The organism is Pseudomonas sp. FW305-7 (assembly GCF_058786735.1).
The window spans coordinates 362,653-377,717 of sequence record NZ_JBYSZA010000001.1 but is presented as its reverse complement, the minus strand read 5'-3'; the positions used below and the strand labels follow the sequence as shown (position 1 = coordinate 377,717).

Below are 15,065 nucleotides of genomic sequence, written 5' to 3'. Positions count from 1 at the left end.
TACCGCAGAGGATTCTATGGCTCTCGTCATTACTCAGGCCCCAAAGCTGGATCTGGACGGCACGCGCTGGGTCGATATCGACAAAGGAGTGCGGCTCAAGATTGGATCGGCCGGCAATCCGAAATTTAAATCCCACCACGCACTGATTTTGCGTCATCAGGCAGCCGTGGATTCGCGCTATGGCGTCGGCACGGAAGGCTTCGATCCGTCGAACACCGAGATTGCAGAGATCGAAAGCATGGACGACATGCTGGTCGACCTGGTCTGCAAGCATCTGATCCTCGACTGGGAAGGGGTGGAAGAGGCGGATGCACCTGGTGTCGATGCTGAATACACGCAAGAGCGGGGCAAGCTGCTCATCGCTGTGCGTCCTGATGTCTACTTCCTCGCCCTGAAAACCGGCAGCGATATCGCCATGCGAGCCGAGGAGAAAACTAAGGAAACGGTGGGAAAGCCATCGCGGCGTACCAATGGAGCAGGGACTGGGCAGGCGCGGAAAACGAGAAAAAGCGCTGGAAGCACGAACGCCTAGGGAAAGGCGTTCCGCCGGTGCCTGTGGTTGATGGCATAACCGCCGAAATACTTCAGGCCTACTCGATGATTGGCCGCTCGCGCCAGTATGTCGGAATGATGGGCGCGCCGGCGCCGATAACGCTTGGCATCATCACGGATTACTTGGCGATTTATCCCACCTCGCTGGGTAGGGCAGAATTTGACGCTGCGATCCTCGCCCTTGATGACGAGTTCCGCACCAATTGGGCTGAGCATCAGGAAAGAACGAACCCCGAAAAAATAGGCTTTGTTGGTCGCACCCAGGGATGATGGTAAATTGCTGCAATCCAACAGGGAGGCGCTGGACATGCTGCTCATTCGAACGTTTTTTATTTCAGCGATGCTCGCTTCATCAATGGTTCAAGCTGCGGAAGAGGACCCATGCAAGGTTTACGACACGGCTGCGAAGGGTGCGATGGAGTACAGACAAAAGGGAAGGAACTTGTCAGAGGCGCTGGCAGTTCTCGATAAGCAAGTCTCAAAGACTTCCGACCCAGTGGAAGTCCAGGTCAATTCAACGCTCCGCTTGGCATATATCGAAGCCTTCAAGCAGCCGAGATACAGCACAGAACAGATGAAAGTGTCAGCGATCAGCGACTTCAGAAACGACTTCTACAGCGGTTGCCTGAAAGCAATGACAGAAAAAAGGTCACCGTAAATTGGCCATCACATAACGACCCGCTACGGCGGGTTTTTTTTCGCTTGGAGAAAGATATGGCGCAAGAATCACGACTCGCGATAATCATCGATTCGCGTAACGCGCGCCAACAAGTTGATGACTTGAGGAATAGCTTGAACGGCCTGCAAGGCGCAGGTGGGCAGGCTTCGGTAAGCGTTAGCGGCCTTGGTAATGCCGCGCGAGCTGCGGCGAGCGTATTGGCGGGGCTCGGCATTGGGCGCTTGGCTAGCGGGTTGCTGGAAATGTCTGATCGGTTCAAGACAATGGCCGGACAGATCAACCTTGTCAGCAGCTCAACAGCAGAAGCATCCAGAACCTTTGAAATCCTCAAAGCTATGGCTAATTCAACCGGATCTAGCCTTGAAAGCACGGTTACCTTATTCACGCGCATGTCTAACGCCACTCGGGGCGCAGGCTTTTCGCAAGAGCAGCTCCTGAAAGCCACTGACGCCGTCAATAAAGCTTTCTTGGTGTCGAGCGCAACCCAGCAGGAAGCGACCTCCGCAAGCATACAACTCTCACAGGCAATGGCTTCTGGGGTGCTGCGCGGCGAGGAGCTCAATAGTGTCATGGAGCAGGCTCCTCGCATCACACGCGCCCTCTCCGATTATTTGGGGGTTACCAACGGCCAGATTCGAGCAATGGCTGCGGAAGGGAAAATCACATCTGAGATCGTAATGAATGCCTTGCTGCGCTCGCTTTCATCGCTGAACAAGGAAGTGGCCACTATGCCGCCTCTCTTTGAGCGAGCTTCTCAGGTGCTGAAGAACAATTTTCTGGCGGCAGTTGGTCAAGTCGACACCCAGCCGGCAATCGATTCGGTAAAGGCGTTGGGTGAGGCTTTCGCCTCCCCGGAAATTATCGGCAACATCAAAACTCTTTCCTCTACTTTATCGAGTATCGCAGGAGTTGGCGTTGAAGGTTTCCAGTCATTGGTATCGAACATTGATGCCCTGATTGCTATCAGTGGTGCATATGCTGCCAAGGTTGGCACTGGCGTTGTGGTGTCGATGGCTGCTTGGGTCAAGGCGCGCTATGACTCGATCATTGCTACTCAGGCTCAGATTGTTGCTGAAAGGCAAGCCACTCTTTCGGCCGCAGATGCGGCCGCTCAAGCAACACGCAGCGCTGTTGCCGATCAGGCAGCAGCTTTGGCCTCTGCCCAGCGCACACTTGCAGAAACAACAGCGGCGCGAGCATATCAAGCAAACTCCGCAGCGCAACTCCAGGCCGTTCAAGCTCAACTCGTTGCAGATCGTGTGCTTGAGCAGCAGCGACTCAAGGCGCAAATCACCGATATCGGTCGCCAGCAGTCTATCGCGCGACTTGTAGAGATTCGTCGGCAGGAATTAGCGATTACCGCCCAGCAATCAGCAGCACAGGCGGCGCATAACCGGCTCCTCGGTGCAGAGGTTATTGCTCAGTCCAACGTAACGGCAGCGAATGCCAGGCTAACTACCTCGCGCGAGGCTGATGCCGCTGCGACTAATGCCCAGAGCACAGCTCAGCTTCGTCTGAACGCTGCAAATGGGGCGGGTTCTCGAATTGGGTCTGGTCTGCTTGCGCTGACTGGCGGACCTATCGGTCTATTAACTGCGGCAATCACGCTTGCGGCAGGCGCAGCTCTGTATTTCTCCACAAGCAGTAAGGCCGCAACACAGACGCTTATAGACCAGAACCTAACGATTGACGACTCGATCGCGAAGTTCAAAGCACTCAATGACGAACAGCGTCAATTCCAGTCATCAAACTGGATGGCAAAACAAAAAGAAGAAACTGAGGCGGCCGCCGACGCTATTGAGCAGTACCGGGACAGAGCTACCCAAGCTTTGATTTACTCGGGAGAATACGCGGGCTCAACACGCGAAGAATTCGAAAAGTTTTACTCGGAAGTGAAGTCAGGCCAACAGACTCTTGGGTCGCTGACTAAGTGGCTGTCCGCAAACACGAAAATCACCAACGAATACAAGACCGTTTTGATCGGTCTCGCCAATACGTACTCGTCGAGCAATGAAAATGCCAATAGATACACTGAGCTGGTAGCTCGGGGTAAACAAGCAACGGATGGGGCCACGACATCTTCGCGTGGACTAGCTGGTGCGCAAGGTGCCGTCGCATCAGCAGTCTCTGGAGGAGCGCAGGCGTGGGATAAATACATCTCGCAGTTGACGCAAACCAGAGATCTTATAGGGGCTAACGCTGCGCAAGAAGCGGCCTATAGCGCGACGAAAGCAGGATTCAATTCCCAGCAGGTCGAATATGCGCGCCTGATCGGTCAGCAAACTGATCTTTTAAAGGCATACGAGCAAGCTATAAGGGACGGCAAGAAAGAGGAGCAAGACCGACTCAGGCTCCAACTGACAGCGTCAATTACCGCATCGGATGCCATCCAAACTCAGCAAGAGAACCAAGCGAAGGCCATGCGTCAAATGGCCGAAAATGCAGAAGAGAGTTCAAGACGTCAAATAACTGCAATTGAACTTGCCGCAAATTTCGCCGTTACATCTTCAGCAAGGATGGTGTCCGCAACTAACTCGCCATCTCAGAATGCACAAGGGAAGTCACTTCTAACGTTCGGACAAGTGCAGCCTCCAAATGCACAAGCTCCGGCGCAAACGAAAACTGCGGCTCAAAAGGCGCAGGATTTGATAGATCAGGTTTTCGGAAACACCGATCAAAAAACCAAAAAGCCAAAAACTGAAAATGGCCTTGCAAGCAAGCTGAGCGCGGCACAAACCGCGTTCGATGGGCTGTACAAGGCCGCTCAACCTGCGAAGTTCGCGCTTCAGGACTACGTTGAGAAACAAGGTCAGTTGTCCCTGCTGCTGTCTAAAGGGAAGATCACCCAAGACGAATACAATGAGGCGCTGGCACAGGTGTCGATCAACTACGCCGCAGCGATCAAGGGTGCGCAAGGTCTGACCCAGGCCGAGCAGTACCGGGCGCAGCTGGAAAAGCAGCTTTCCACCCAGCGCACGCAGTACGACCTTGAGGCCGGCGCTGTCGGCATGGGAGATAAGGAGGCCGCTCGACTCGAACAACGTGTCCAGCTTGAGCAGCAAACAAACGATCGCATCCTTCAGTTGCGCACCGAACTGGCCAACGCAACAACAGAGAAGCAGCGCCAAGACCTGCAGGCTCAGATCGACCTGACCAACGAATACCTGCCGAAGCAGGTGGCCGCCATGGAAAATGGATTCAGGAAGATCGACGCCGCCCAGGGCGATTGGACAAACGGGGCGCGATCGGCCTTTCAAAACTACGCCGATCAGGCCGCCGATGTGGCTGGCCAGACCCGAACGCTGTTCACCAACGCCTTCAGCAACATGGAAGACGGCATCATCCAGTTCGTGAAAACCGGGAAGCTTTCCTTCAAGGATTTTGCCGACGGGATCATCGCGGACCTGATCCGGATTCAAATTCGCCAGGCTGCGGTGGGTATTTTCGGATCGCTGTTCAGTGGTTTTGCGGGGGCGGGTGCGTCGGCGGCAGGTAACGGCTTCGCTGCCGGATCTTCTGCTGCAACCTCGTCGAGCCTCGGCGCGTCGGCGGCAGGGTACACCTCGAAGTTCGGCTTCTCCGATGGCGGCTACACCGGCGACGGTGGGAAGTACGAGCCGAAGGGCGTGGTGCACGGCGGCGAGTTCGTAGTCCGAAAGGACGTGGTCGCGCAACCTGGTGCCCGGGAATTCCTCGAGCGCATGAACGCATCCACTAAAGGATACGCAGACGGCGGTTTCGTCGGTTCAACCTCGGGCGCTAAAGCCTCCAACGCTGCGCCGGCTTCTTCAACCTCCGGTGCCGGTCCTGTCATCGAGCAACACTTCAGCTTTCAAGGAACGCCTGACGACGCAACCATCAGCATGGTCAAGGAGGCAGCGATGCAGGGTGCGAAAGGTGGATATGAGCTGGTCGTCCGCGACTTGAAACAGAACGGAACCATCCGCCAGCTGATCGCGCGGCGCTAAGCCTTTAAGGAGTACTACATGGCTCTCACGTGGCCGGCTTCGCTGTGCCCGTCAGAAATGACGTGGGGCATCGTCAATAACAATAGGGCGTTCACCTCGACGCTCTCAAATGCCCAACAGATCGTTGGCTACCCGGGCGCCTACTGGCAATGCACGGTGACCTTTGGCGTGTTGAGCAGGGCCCAAGAGCGCGAGCTGTCGTCGTTTCTTGGGCGCCTTGATGGAATGTTTGGAACGTTCAACCTGCCGGCGTTTACTCGCCGTCGTACCAACAATGTCGGCGCTCTATCCGTGGTCACCGGCAACGCGCAGGCGCGATCGATGGTCATCGGCGGCGCCCCGGCGAATGCTGCTGTGTTCACAGCCGGCGACTACATCACCATCGCGGGCGAGATGTTTGAGGTTACCGATCCGGCATCGGCGAATGCGCAGGGGAGGGTGACGGTGTCGCTCAACAAGCGCATCCGCAAGACGCTCACGGCCGGCACCGCTATCGAGTACCTCAATCCGTACTCGGAAATGCGCATGACTTCCGATACCTGGGCCATGTCGATCAAGCCGGTCGTTTCCAACGGCTCATATCAATTCAGGGAGGCTTTCTGATGCCCTCAGCATTTCCGTTCAGCCAAAGCGTGGTGAACATCATAGCCACCGGGCGGTTCATGCCGGTCTATGCCGTGCAGCTCGACTTCGTCGACGGCATGGTCTTCGCGCACACCGGTACCGGAGACTTGGTGGTCGACGGCATCACTTATCTGGGTGTGGGCAATTTCGGCCAAGTGAGCCAGTCGCAGGAAAGCGACAACTCTGGCTCGCCGATGTCGGTTGAGCTGACGCTCAGCGGCTTGGATGCCTACATCTTGTCCGAGACCAACGTGCGCGGCTGTCGCGGTCGAATGGCGAAAGTGTTGTTCATCGTGTTCGACGAGGCCGGCAACTACGCGGCGGACATTCTTTTCTCTGGTCGCATGGACGCGGCGAAGTTCTCGTTCGCTGGCAATGGCGAGGACGGCAACAGCATCACTGTCCCGGTCATCGATCGTATGGCCGAGTGGAGCCGTACCGGCACCGAACGATTCACCGATGAAAACCACCGCGCGCGCCATCAGGGCGACCGGTTCTTCTACGCCATCGCCCAGATGTCCGAGTGGCCCATTTACTGGGGCTCGAAGAAGGACGCACCAACATTCACCTATGGAAGCTAGCCATGCGCTACCGAGACTGGACAACCCGTCTGAACGAAACGATCAAGGCCGCCCAAGAGCGGCCTTTTTCATGGGGTGAATTTGACTGCTGCCTGTTCGCTGCCGACTGCACAGCCTCGGTTTGTGGTGTCGATCCGGCGGAGAACTACCGCGGTAAGTACACGACGGAAACCGGTGCGAAGCGGCAGCTGAAGAAACAGCACGGCAGCCTTGAGGCCGCTTGGGATGTCCACTTCGCCAGGGTGCCGCTGGGCTTCATACAGCGCGGCGACGTCGTGCTGTACGACGCGCCTGGCGGCCGAAGCATGGCTGTTTTCTGGGCTGGCGATTATTGGGCAACAACCGATGACGGCGTAGCCCGTGTCGTATGCGAGCCACTGGCCGCGTGGAGGGTTGAATGAGCGGCGGCGTCAGAAAACTTGCCTCGGTTGTTGTCGGTGCGGTTGTTGGTTTTGCCCAAGGCGGGCCGTGGGGCGCCGTTGCCGGTGCAGCACTGGCCTTCTATGCGTCTGAGCAGCAGGAAAAGCTCAACACCAAGTCGCCGTTGCGCGACAACGAGCCGTCGGCGCAGACCGTGCGCTCATCAAAGGCACCGGTGCGCTACATCCTTGGACGCGTTTCCACTGGTGGCGTGCTTGTGTGGGCGCAGGAGCAGGCTGGCGCTCAGGGGGAGGGCGAATGGCTGCACCTGGTGTACGTGCTTTGCGAAGGGGCGATCGATGCCCTCGAAAACATCTACCTCGGCGAGGAAGAAATCGGCTCGTTCGGCGCCTATGCCACCTACGAGCTGGTCGTCGATCCGACTCAGGTGAATGCATTCCTCAAGGCAAACTGTCCGGACTGGAAGGACTCACAGATCGGTCGTGGTTTGTCCTTTGTCCGCATCTCTCTTTTTTACAGCGCCGAAAAATTCCCGTCCGGCATCCCCGACACTCGTTTCGTCGTGCGCGGTCGCAACGATATTTACGACCCGCGTAGCAACACGGCGGGCTACAGCGCAAACACTGCGCTGCATCTGCTGTGGTATCTCCGCGCCCGCTGCGGTGTGCCTGACGACGAAATCGTTTTCGAAACTTTCGCGAGTGCTGCGAACGTCTGCGACGAGGCCGTCACCAATGCGGACGGCTCTACCAGCCAGCGCTACCGCAGCGGTTGCGTGATCGGTGCAGACGAGCAGCGCACTGGCGTCTTGCAGAAGCTCGAGGCCGCTGCTGGTGGCCACCTGATCCGAGTTGGTGGTCGCTGGATGTTCCAGGCCGGCGCCTACTACGGGCCGTACGACTTCGAAATCACTGAAGACATGGTGATCGGCACCGTCACCGGCAGCACCGAGCCGACCAACGACTCGGCAATCAACACCGTTCGAGGTACGTTCATTGACCCGTCCCAATCGTGGACAGAGACCGATTACCCCGAGGTCAGTGTTGCCGAATGGATTGTCGAAGACGGTGGCGAGGCAGCGGAAACGCTGACCTACTCCTATGTCACTGACCCCTATCAGGCCCAGCGGCTGGCGAACATGGAGCTGCGCCGGCGCCGTGCGGGTGGTGCGATCAGCATTCCGATGAACTTTGCCGGCTATAACTGCCGTCCGGGCCGCGTTGTGCGGGTCAACCTGCCGTCGCTGAACATCCTGGGCGAGTTCATCGTTTCGGACTGGTCTATGGGCGATAGCGAAGGCTGCACCGTCCAGGTCAAGCAATACGAGCCGGCAATCTTTGATGATGCGGTGGGGCAGCCATATAACCCTATCGGGTTTATCAACCTGCCTTCCGGCGGGCTTGGCAGCCCTACCAATCTCACGTGGACACAGGACAACACCGCCGAGGTAATTCAGGGTGTCCTGTCCTGGCTGCCGCCTAGCGGCATCGTGAAGGAATACATCGTAATCGTGCGCCAGGGCACGACAGCGATTCAGTCGCACAACGTGCCGGCCACCTCGACGGAGATCGCCATCAATGGCCTGCCGTCTGGCAATTACACGATGAGCGTGGCGGCTGTCGGGCCAATGGCGCGATCGGGTGAGGTGACTATCACCGTCAGCATCAATGGCCCTCCGATCCCGGAAAGCTGCGTGGTGCAGTCGTCTATCGACAACATCGTGCTGATCCCGAGTAACTCGCAAAACGGCTTGAATGGCGGGACGTACGAGTACTTCTTTAGCACCTCGCCGACGGCAACGTCTGCTGATGCCGAATATCTTGGGCAGGGCTTGACGTTTACGCACACTGGGCTGGGGTTCTGGAAGAACTATTATTACTTCATCCGCTCATCAAACGCTTATGGCAAGAGCGCGTTCCTCTACGTTCCGGCACAGACCTCAAACGACGTCTCTGCATATCTTGCAGCGATGGCAGGAAAAGTCGGCCGTACCGAACTGGGGCAAGACATTGTCAGTGAAATCGACAAGATCCCTGGACTTCAGGATCAGATCGACAATATTGCCGACGCACTCGAGTACGACCCTGCGTCAACCTATCTGAAAGGCGACACGGTGCGAGTGGGTCGGCGCCTGTATCAGGCTTCTCAGGCGGTACCGATCAACACGCCTCCGCCGAACCCTATGTATTGGGAAGACATCGGCCAGGTCTTGGAGGAGGCCAATGCGCTGGCGGCACAGGTCTCTAAAAACACACTGGATATCGAGCATCAGGGAGACAAGCTGACTGCGCAGGCGTCAAAGCTTGATGGCGTCTACGTGCAGGTGAATCCCGCGCTCGCCGGCGACACCGGCGGCTTCGCCGGCTCTGATCAGGTTTATGTAGGGGTCTGGTCGGAACAGTCAGCGCGGCTTGAGGACGGAATTGCCACTGCCAAGAGCATCGAAACCATAAAGGCAGAGGTGAATAAGAACAGCGCCACAGTGCAGACGGTCAGCCAGGCAGTGGCCACGCTGGATGGCAAGGCCTCAACGATGTGGTCCGTGAAGATGCAGGTGACTGCTGGCGGGCAATACGTCGCCGCCGGTATTGGCCTCGGTATCGAAAACACAGGCGCCGGTCTGCAGAGCCAGTTCCTGGTTAGTGCTGATCGCTTTGCCATCGTCAACACCATCGCCGGCGGCGCTATATCTGTGCCGTTTTCGGTGCAGGGCGGCCAGGTGTTCATGAACTCAGCATTTATCCAGGACGGCAGCATCACGATGCTGAAGATCGGCCAAGCGTTGCAGTCGGACAACTACATACCCGGCGTGCAAGGTTGGCGCCTTGATAAGGCCGGCAACCTTGAGTTCAACGGCCCGGCGCCGGGAGGCGGACGACTGACGATGACCAACCGGGCAATCAAGGTCTTTGATCAAAACGGTATTAAGCGAGTCCAGTTGGGAGACCTAACCGCATGAGTTTCGGGATAAATGTGTGGAATGAAAATGGATCGCTTACTTTGGATATGGGGGACTTCACATTACAAAAGCTTGCGGTCATGGTTCTGCCGGCCAACCCCTCCGGGGGAGGTGCCAGGCCCGCGCCGCGAAGCGATTACATATTGATGGATGTGATCGGCTACGACCCGTCTACATGTTTTGTGACGATAACACCTCGTAACTATAGTACGGGGGCGGCGTTCGGTAGGTCTGTTATTCCGACTTATAAGGATTTGGGCGGGACGCAGATTGCAATATATACATACGCGAATTACAGGGCGCCAAACGGCACTGGTAAATGGTTAGAGCGGTGGGTAGAAAGCACTGTGGAATGCGTTATTGAAGTGGTTAAGGTGATTTAATGACTGATTTCGGATTGTCTGTCGCCAATGATTATGGATCCGTCATAATTTCGAGTGACTATAAAATAATGGTATTCTCAGAAAGAGGCACCTTTAAAATCACGTCTAAATACACGGATGTGGAAGGCAACGGTTCTGTGATGTTCAATAAGCCCATCAGAACCCAGGAGCCACCTCAGATATTCGTGCGGCTTGTCTCGGGCGTGCACAACGATCTTTCCATCTACACGGGCCTTTTCGGTGGCCCGGGTAATTGGACCGGCTTTCTGGTGGTGTCGGCTGTAAGGGGTAATCCCAATCTACAAAACTATACACTTGAGTATGTCTCATGCATGTATTCCAACCTCAAGAGTACATCGGATTATGGTTTGGAGCTGTTTGACTATCAAGGCAACACCATCTACACATCCAGCGATAACGTCGTCAAGTTTAGCAAGTTCAGTAAAAACTGGAAGCTGACGCAAGGTGACTGGGTTGATTACTATGATAGCGGCTTAACCATTGATGCGGATGATTTTGTATCCATTTCAAGCATTGATAGGGGAGTGAATTGGTTTACAGGTCATGCTCAGTATGCCGGCTTAACTTTACTATCGGATGGTGTAAGGATGCTGAGGATTAACAATAATGTCGTTAGGGGAGATTGGTACTATCAGGGAACAAATAATACGTGTCTGGCTATACCGGTTTGTAAGTTCCCGGCCTCGCGATATTTGAATACTTAAAGTTTTGGGGCGAACTGTCGCCCGGCCTTTCCTCACCCCGTAACGATTTGGTGGCACGACGACCCGGAGATCCGGGTTTTTTATTGACCAGAATTTGAGTAATCGCATGGCCAAACAAACGATCAATCTCGGCACCGCTCCCACGGGTGTCGGCGGCGATACGCCGCGTAGCGCGTTTACCAAAGCGCAAAGCAACTTCGACGAGCTTTATGCAGCCGATGCCGTCAATTACAAGCGAGCGAACATCATTGGCACCGTCTCTCAGGCGTCCGGTGTTCCTACCGGCGCGATACTCGAAAGGGGCGCGAACGCGCAAGGCAGCTACATCAAATACGCTGACGGAACTCTTCATTGCTGGACGCGTATGTCAACAACTGCCGTGAGTAACTTGAACGGCAGTGTTTTCAACAGTGCGGCGATTTACCCGGGAAACTTCCCGGCAGCCTTTGTCGGCCTGCCTGTAGTCATCCCATCGGCGAGCGGCGTAGCTTTTTCGTGGGCTGGCAATTACGTGGAGCAGACGCAGAGCGCGTGGGGCGGATGGGTAGCCTTCTCCCCGACGGCTACAGGCGGCTTTGCATGGCTTAATTTTTTCGCATCCGGACGGTGGTACTAATGATCATTAACCTGTCTCCTTGCCGTATGGACGGTACGCTCGAAGTATCCAAGGCTGGCGATACGCTGACCATCAACGGCGAGCAATTCAACTTTTCGCGAATGTCCGACGGGGACACGCTGCCCGTTGGGGCCTTCAGCACAATGTGGATCGCCGGCGATGTAGAGAAGCAGAACGGCGAGCTGACGCTGAACCTGCTTCTTCCTCTTCCACAGAATTACAGCCAAGCTCAGGCTTTTCCCGTGCCGCTCGTGAATGTTGCCGACGGGCCCGTGGTCTTGCCTGAGCCGCTCCCGAGCGATGAGCCGCCATCTGCGCAAGTACCCTGGCCTGCGCGGGAAGGCGTTATCGATTGGGGAAAATTGATAACCCTTGCCCAGAAGGACGCGCAAGCCGCTGCCGCGCGCTTGGCCGCTGCAAGGGCGGAGCTTGCCACCCGCAACTCTTCCGCCGTCGTGCAGATTGATCGGATCGCTGATCGAGTCGCCACTCTGGGGTACGGCATGGAGGCTGGGGAGGCCACTTCGGAAGACGAGGCAGAGCACGCCACACTGACGCTCAGCCTGAAAGCGTGGAAAGCCTACAAGTACGCACTGGGAAAGGTCACTACCAAAGAGGGCTGGTTTGAGTCCCCGGCCTGGCCAGCCGAGCCTGCTACGCCCGACATCATTGCCGCCCCAATGCTGGCCGCCGAAGAAACGATCTGACGCCGACTGAACGAGAACAACCCGCCATCGAGCGGGTATTTTTTTGCCTGGAGAAAAGTGATGACTGCAACCGAAAAAGACCGCGACATCCTCGCCCGCACGCTATGGGGTGAGGCGCGCGGCGAAGGTACGGCCGGCCAGGTCGCCGTGGCCTGGGCGATCCGCAACCGCGTAAACGACGGCAAGACCAACTCGTGGTGGGGGGAGGGCTACGCCGGTGTGTGCCAGAAGCCATACCAGTTCAGCTGCTGGAACAAGGCCGACCCGAACTATCAGTTCCTGATCGGCGTGAAGCAGATCCCGTTCCGCGAACTGGCGCAATGTCGGATCGCCGCCGAACAGGTGATCGACGGCAAGGTGTCTGATCCCACCAGCGGCGCTACCCACTATTACGCCACCAGCATCAAGGCGCCGGGTTGGGCGGCGAAGGCTAAGCAGACCTTGCGGCTGGGCAATCACATCTTCTTCAAGGACGTGCCGTGATGGTCGTTCCGTGGAAATTGGTCGGCGTGCTGGCGCTGGTGCTCGCCGGCTTCGGCAGCGCCTGGCAGTTTCAGGACTGGCGCTACGGCAGGCAGCTTGCCGAGCAGGCGCGACTGCACGCCGACGCCATGAATCAACTGACCCAGGCCGCCGCCACCGCGCAGCAGGTAGAGCAGGACAAGCGACTCGCGCTCGAGCAGCGCCTGGCAGCCAGCGAGCAAACCCACTTCGAGAAAATGAGCAATGCCCAACGTGACCAAAATCGCCTGCGCGATCGCCTTGCCACTGCTGATGTCCGGTTGTCAGTCCTCCTCGACGCAACCGACGTTGCCAAAGGCTGTGGCGTGCCAGCCACCTCCGGCGCCGGCGGCGTGGATCATGCAGCCGTACGAGCCCGACTTGACCCAACGCATGCTCAACGAATTATCGCCATCACCGACACCGGCGACCGGGGGCTGATTGCTCTGCAGGCGTGCCAGGAGTATGTACGGAACCTGGTGCAGTGATGGCGCCGAGCCATTCTTGCGATGCCACCGGTCGTAAACCATCATTCAGATTCGAACTGGAGGACTGGTGGAATGGACAAACAAATGGCTGGTTACTCAATCGTGATGACGATTATCTGGGTTTCAGTAGTTCTTACAGTCATTTATTGGATGTCGTAGTGAAGGTAATGGGGGATGACGTGGAAGGCGTGGTGCTAAGCCAGAAGATGCAGCGAGAGGCGGATCGCCTACTGGCGCAGATTGTCCGGGCTGATTCGATGATCATCGCTGTGAAGGCGGGAGCACGGGCAGATGGCTTCGTGCTTGGCTTGGAAACCGGCGGTGCTTTGCGCCCCGGCGATGCTGAAAATCTGTACATCATTTTTGAAGCCGCGTTGGTGGAGCGCCTGAAAACGCTGACGAAGGGCTGATTCAGTCGACTGGTTTTATCAGCTCCGGGCCTTGGTTCCGTACATTCCCCACGGCCCGGTCAACCTTGAACCACTCAAATACCTCCGTTGGTTCACCCTGTTGCAATAGCATTTGCTCGGCGCGCTCTTTCGGCGTTGCCGGGTCCAACCATTCCGGAGCCAGCTCCGGTGACAATGCAACCGGCCGTCGGTCGTGGATGTCGACCATGCCACCGGCGCTATCGGCGGTGATAATTACGAAGCCATCATACCCGCCGGGGCCATGCTCTTCATTTGGGTATTGGCCGATGGCGGCGCACAGTATCGGCGACTGATCCCGGTGTCTGATCAGGTAGGGCTGCTTCTTCGGACCGCCTTCGTCGACCCATTCAAACCAGTTGTTGATTGCGATGATCGCTCTGTGTGGCCAGATCGCGCGGAAGAATGGGCCGTGGGCAACTTTCTCTACCCTGGCATTGATCGGTGCAGCGCGATCCTTGGCCCAGTGCGGTCGCCACCCCCAACGAACCATGTCGGCGTGCAGGAACTGGCCTTCCTGGTGGAAGAGGGCGAGTTGAGCGGTCGGTGCGGCGTTGTACCGCTCGAAAGGTTGCTCGCCGGTCGAATTGACCAGCGCGTTCGGCATGCTGAGCGCCGCCACGAAATCGTGAATGCCGCTGTACTGGGAGAGTCGTCCGCACATTGCCCGTTCCTCGCATGGTTCCTTCAGCGTAGACCCGCTGGCGCCGGCTTCATCACAAAACCTTTTCCGGTGCATGTGGTGCAGTCGTCACGCGTACCAAAGCGATCGAGGCAGGCAGGGCAGATGCAGAAGGCGGCTGACTCGATGTGAGGTCGCACCTTTTCAATGACGCGCAGATCCCGGTCCTCTTGGGCAATCTGAGCCGCATCAACCAGCGCTCGGTAAGTATCCGGGTCGTCGATGGGGGTGTGGCAAATGCCGCGGATCATCCGCTGCGTCTCGATCAATTGGTACCGCCGCCCGTGCATCTCCAAAATCAGCCCCGTGATCGTGCCGACATTCCGGGAAAGTCCTAGATTCAGGTGTATCCCCTCGGGGCCCGAGTAAACCTTGCCGTCATAAGAAGATGAAGCGCCGCGCGGTTCGGTCGTTGCGAAGTCGAAGATTGAGCGGCTGATCGTGCCAAACAACTCTCCGTTGTCGATCCGCACGACGTCATAGGTCGACGCTCCGCGGTACTGGGGCGGCGAGTTCTGCAACTCCTCGACTGCGTGCCAGTAAGCGGCGTCTGCCATTTCGCCCATGTCGAATTGCTCAAGCTGATCAATCAGTCCTTCGCCATGCAGCGCCGCAGCCATCGCATGGAGTGTTTCCCGGTGGCCTTCAGGGTTTTGCATACGGAAGTCTTGGTCGTCGAGTGTGGCGCGCCATTGCTTAAGCCGGAGGGATTTGGCCTGGTCGAAATTCATGAAAGCGATCGCTGTACAGGAGCTGTATGCATGTACAGTAATCGAGGTGTGGCTTGTCGG

General features: G+C 57.0%; 16 protein-coding genes. 14 read left to right on the top strand and 2 right to left on the bottom strand.

Features of this window, described 5'->3' with window-relative positions; genetic code table 11:
• Nucleotides 1–16: 16 nt before the first annotated feature.
• From AC3WMT_RS01665 to AC3WMT_RS01600, 14 genes are all read left to right on the top strand, one after another.
• A complete protein-coding gene (locus tag AC3WMT_RS01665) occupies nt 17–532 on the top strand; it encodes a phage-derived protein YdaY family protein (protein ID WP_103302198.1) in 516 nt (171 codons plus the stop codon).
• Between the two features lie 17 nt (nt 533–549).
• Nucleotides 550–822, top strand: coding sequence for a hypothetical protein (locus AC3WMT_RS01660; RefSeq protein ID WP_256583442.1), 273 nt, complete (start codon nt 550–552; stop codon nt 820–822).
• Between the two features lie 37 nt (nt 823–859).
• Nucleotides 860–1,210 (top strand): hypothetical protein, encoded by a 351-nt coding sequence (locus tag AC3WMT_RS01655; RefSeq protein ID WP_103302197.1) that lies wholly within the window; start codon nt 860–862, stop codon nt 1,208–1,210.
• Nucleotides 1,211–1,254: 44 nt separating this feature from the next.
• Nucleotides 1,255–5,199 (top strand): phage tail tape measure protein, encoded by a 3,945-nt coding sequence (locus tag AC3WMT_RS01650; protein WP_146041208.1) that lies wholly within the window; start codon nt 1,255–1,257, stop codon nt 5,197–5,199.
• A gap of 18 nt (nt 5,200–5,217) precedes the next feature.
• Nucleotides 5,218–5,802 carry a hypothetical protein gene (locus AC3WMT_RS01645; protein ID WP_103302195.1) on the top strand — a complete coding sequence of 195 codons (585 nt, stop codon included), beginning with the start codon at nt 5,218–5,220 and terminating at the stop codon, nt 5,800–5,802.
• Nucleotides 5,802–6,404 carry a hypothetical protein gene (locus AC3WMT_RS01640; RefSeq protein ID WP_103302194.1) on the top strand — a complete coding sequence of 201 codons (603 nt, stop codon included), beginning with the start codon at nt 5,802–5,804 and terminating at the stop codon, nt 6,402–6,404. Before AC3WMT_RS01645 ends, AC3WMT_RS01640 begins: the two co-directional genes overlap by 1 nt.
• A gap of 2 nt (nt 6,405–6,406) precedes the next feature.
• Entirely contained in the window at nt 6,407–6,805 is a 399-nt protein-coding gene (locus AC3WMT_RS01635; protein ID WP_103302193.1) for a DUF6950 family protein, read from the top strand.
• Nucleotides 6,802–9,744: a phage tail tip fiber protein gene (locus AC3WMT_RS01630; RefSeq protein ID WP_103302192.1), complete on the top strand. Its 2,943-nt coding sequence runs from the start codon at nt 6,802–6,804 to the stop codon at nt 9,742–9,744. The genes AC3WMT_RS01635 and AC3WMT_RS01630 overlap by 4 nt, the downstream gene beginning before the upstream one ends.
• Before the next feature lie 382 nt (nt 9,745–10,126).
• Nucleotides 10,127–10,852: a hypothetical protein gene (locus AC3WMT_RS01625; RefSeq protein WP_103302190.1), complete on the top strand. Its 726-nt coding sequence runs from the start codon at nt 10,127–10,129 to the stop codon at nt 10,850–10,852.
• A 106-nt stretch (nt 10,853–10,958) separates the two neighbouring features.
• Entirely contained in the window at nt 10,959–11,468 is a 510-nt protein-coding gene (locus AC3WMT_RS01620) for a hypothetical protein (RefSeq protein WP_256583441.1), read from the top strand.
• Between the two features lie 347 nt (nt 11,469–11,815).
• Nucleotides 11,816–12,175: a phage tail protein gene (locus AC3WMT_RS01615; RefSeq protein WP_256583453.1), complete on the top strand. Its 360-nt coding sequence runs from the start codon at nt 11,816–11,818 to the stop codon at nt 12,173–12,175.
• A gap of 60 nt (nt 12,176–12,235) precedes the next feature.
• Entirely contained in the window at nt 12,236–12,658 is a 423-nt protein-coding gene (locus AC3WMT_RS01610) for a cell wall hydrolase (RefSeq protein ID WP_103302188.1), read from the top strand.
• Nucleotides 12,658–13,164, top strand: a complete 507-nt coding sequence (locus AC3WMT_RS01605; protein WP_103302187.1) for a lysis system i-spanin subunit Rz — start codon at nt 12,658–12,660, stop codon at nt 13,162–13,164. The genes AC3WMT_RS01610 and AC3WMT_RS01605 overlap by 1 nt, the downstream gene beginning before the upstream one ends.
• Entirely contained in the window at nt 13,164–13,574 is a 411-nt protein-coding gene (locus AC3WMT_RS01600; protein ID WP_256583440.1) for a hypothetical protein, read from the top strand. The genes AC3WMT_RS01605 and AC3WMT_RS01600 overlap by 1 nt, the downstream gene beginning before the upstream one ends.
• 1 nt (nt 13,575) lies before the next feature.
• Here the strand turns inward: AC3WMT_RS01600 and AC3WMT_RS01595 are convergent, their stop codons facing one another.
• Both AC3WMT_RS01595 and AC3WMT_RS01590 read right to left on the bottom strand, forming a co-directional pair.
• Nucleotides 13,576–14,256 (bottom strand): SOS response-associated peptidase family protein, encoded by a 681-nt coding sequence (locus AC3WMT_RS01595; protein ID WP_103302186.1) that lies wholly within the window; start codon nt 14,254–14,256, stop codon nt 13,576–13,578.
• Nucleotides 14,257–14,279: 23 nt separating this feature from the next.
• Entirely contained in the window at nt 14,280–15,005 is a 726-nt protein-coding gene (locus tag AC3WMT_RS01590; protein WP_103302185.1) for a hypothetical protein, read from the bottom strand.
• Between the last annotated feature and the right edge of the window lie 60 nt (nt 15,006–15,065).

Excerpts from the sequence above, each read along its gene's own strand:
- AC3WMT_RS01665 (WP_103302198.1), top strand. The coding sequence starts at position 17 with ATGGCTCTCGTCATTACTCAGGCCCCAAAGCTGGATCTGGACGGCACG.
- AC3WMT_RS01655 (WP_103302197.1), top strand. The coding sequence starts at position 860 with ATGCTGCTCATTCGAACGTTTTTTATTTCAGCGATGCTCGCTTCATCA.
- AC3WMT_RS01645 (WP_103302195.1), top strand. The coding sequence starts at position 5,218 with ATGGCTCTCACGTGGCCGGCTTCGCTGTGCCCGTCAGAAATGACGTGG.
- AC3WMT_RS01640 (WP_103302194.1), top strand. The coding sequence starts at position 5,802 with ATGCCCTCAGCATTTCCGTTCAGCCAAAGCGTGGTGAACATCATAGCC.
- AC3WMT_RS01635 (WP_103302193.1), top strand. The coding sequence starts at position 6,407 with ATGCGCTACCGAGACTGGACAACCCGTCTGAACGAAACGATCAAGGCC.
- AC3WMT_RS01630 (WP_103302192.1), top strand. The coding sequence starts at position 6,802 with ATGAGCGGCGGCGTCAGAAAACTTGCCTCGGTTGTTGTCGGTGCGGTT.
- AC3WMT_RS01625 (WP_103302190.1), top strand. The coding sequence starts at position 10,127 with ATGACTGATTTCGGATTGTCTGTCGCCAATGATTATGGATCCGTCATA.
- AC3WMT_RS01620 (WP_256583441.1), top strand. The coding sequence starts at position 10,959 with ATGGCCAAACAAACGATCAATCTCGGCACCGCTCCCACGGGTGTCGGC.
- AC3WMT_RS01610 (WP_103302188.1), top strand. The coding sequence starts at position 12,236 with ATGACTGCAACCGAAAAAGACCGCGACATCCTCGCCCGCACGCTATGG.
- AC3WMT_RS01605 (WP_103302187.1), top strand. The coding sequence starts at position 12,658 with ATGGTCGTTCCGTGGAAATTGGTCGGCGTGCTGGCGCTGGTGCTCGCC.
- AC3WMT_RS01600 (WP_256583440.1), top strand. The coding sequence starts at position 13,164 with ATGGCGCCGAGCCATTCTTGCGATGCCACCGGTCGTAAACCATCATTC.
- AC3WMT_RS01595 (WP_103302186.1), bottom strand. The coding sequence starts at position 14,256 with ATGTGCGGACGACTCTCCCAGTACAGCGGCATTCACGATTTCGTGGCG.
- AC3WMT_RS01590 (WP_103302185.1), bottom strand. The coding sequence starts at position 15,005 with ATGAATTTCGACCAGGCCAAATCCCTCCGGCTTAAGCAATGGCGCGCC.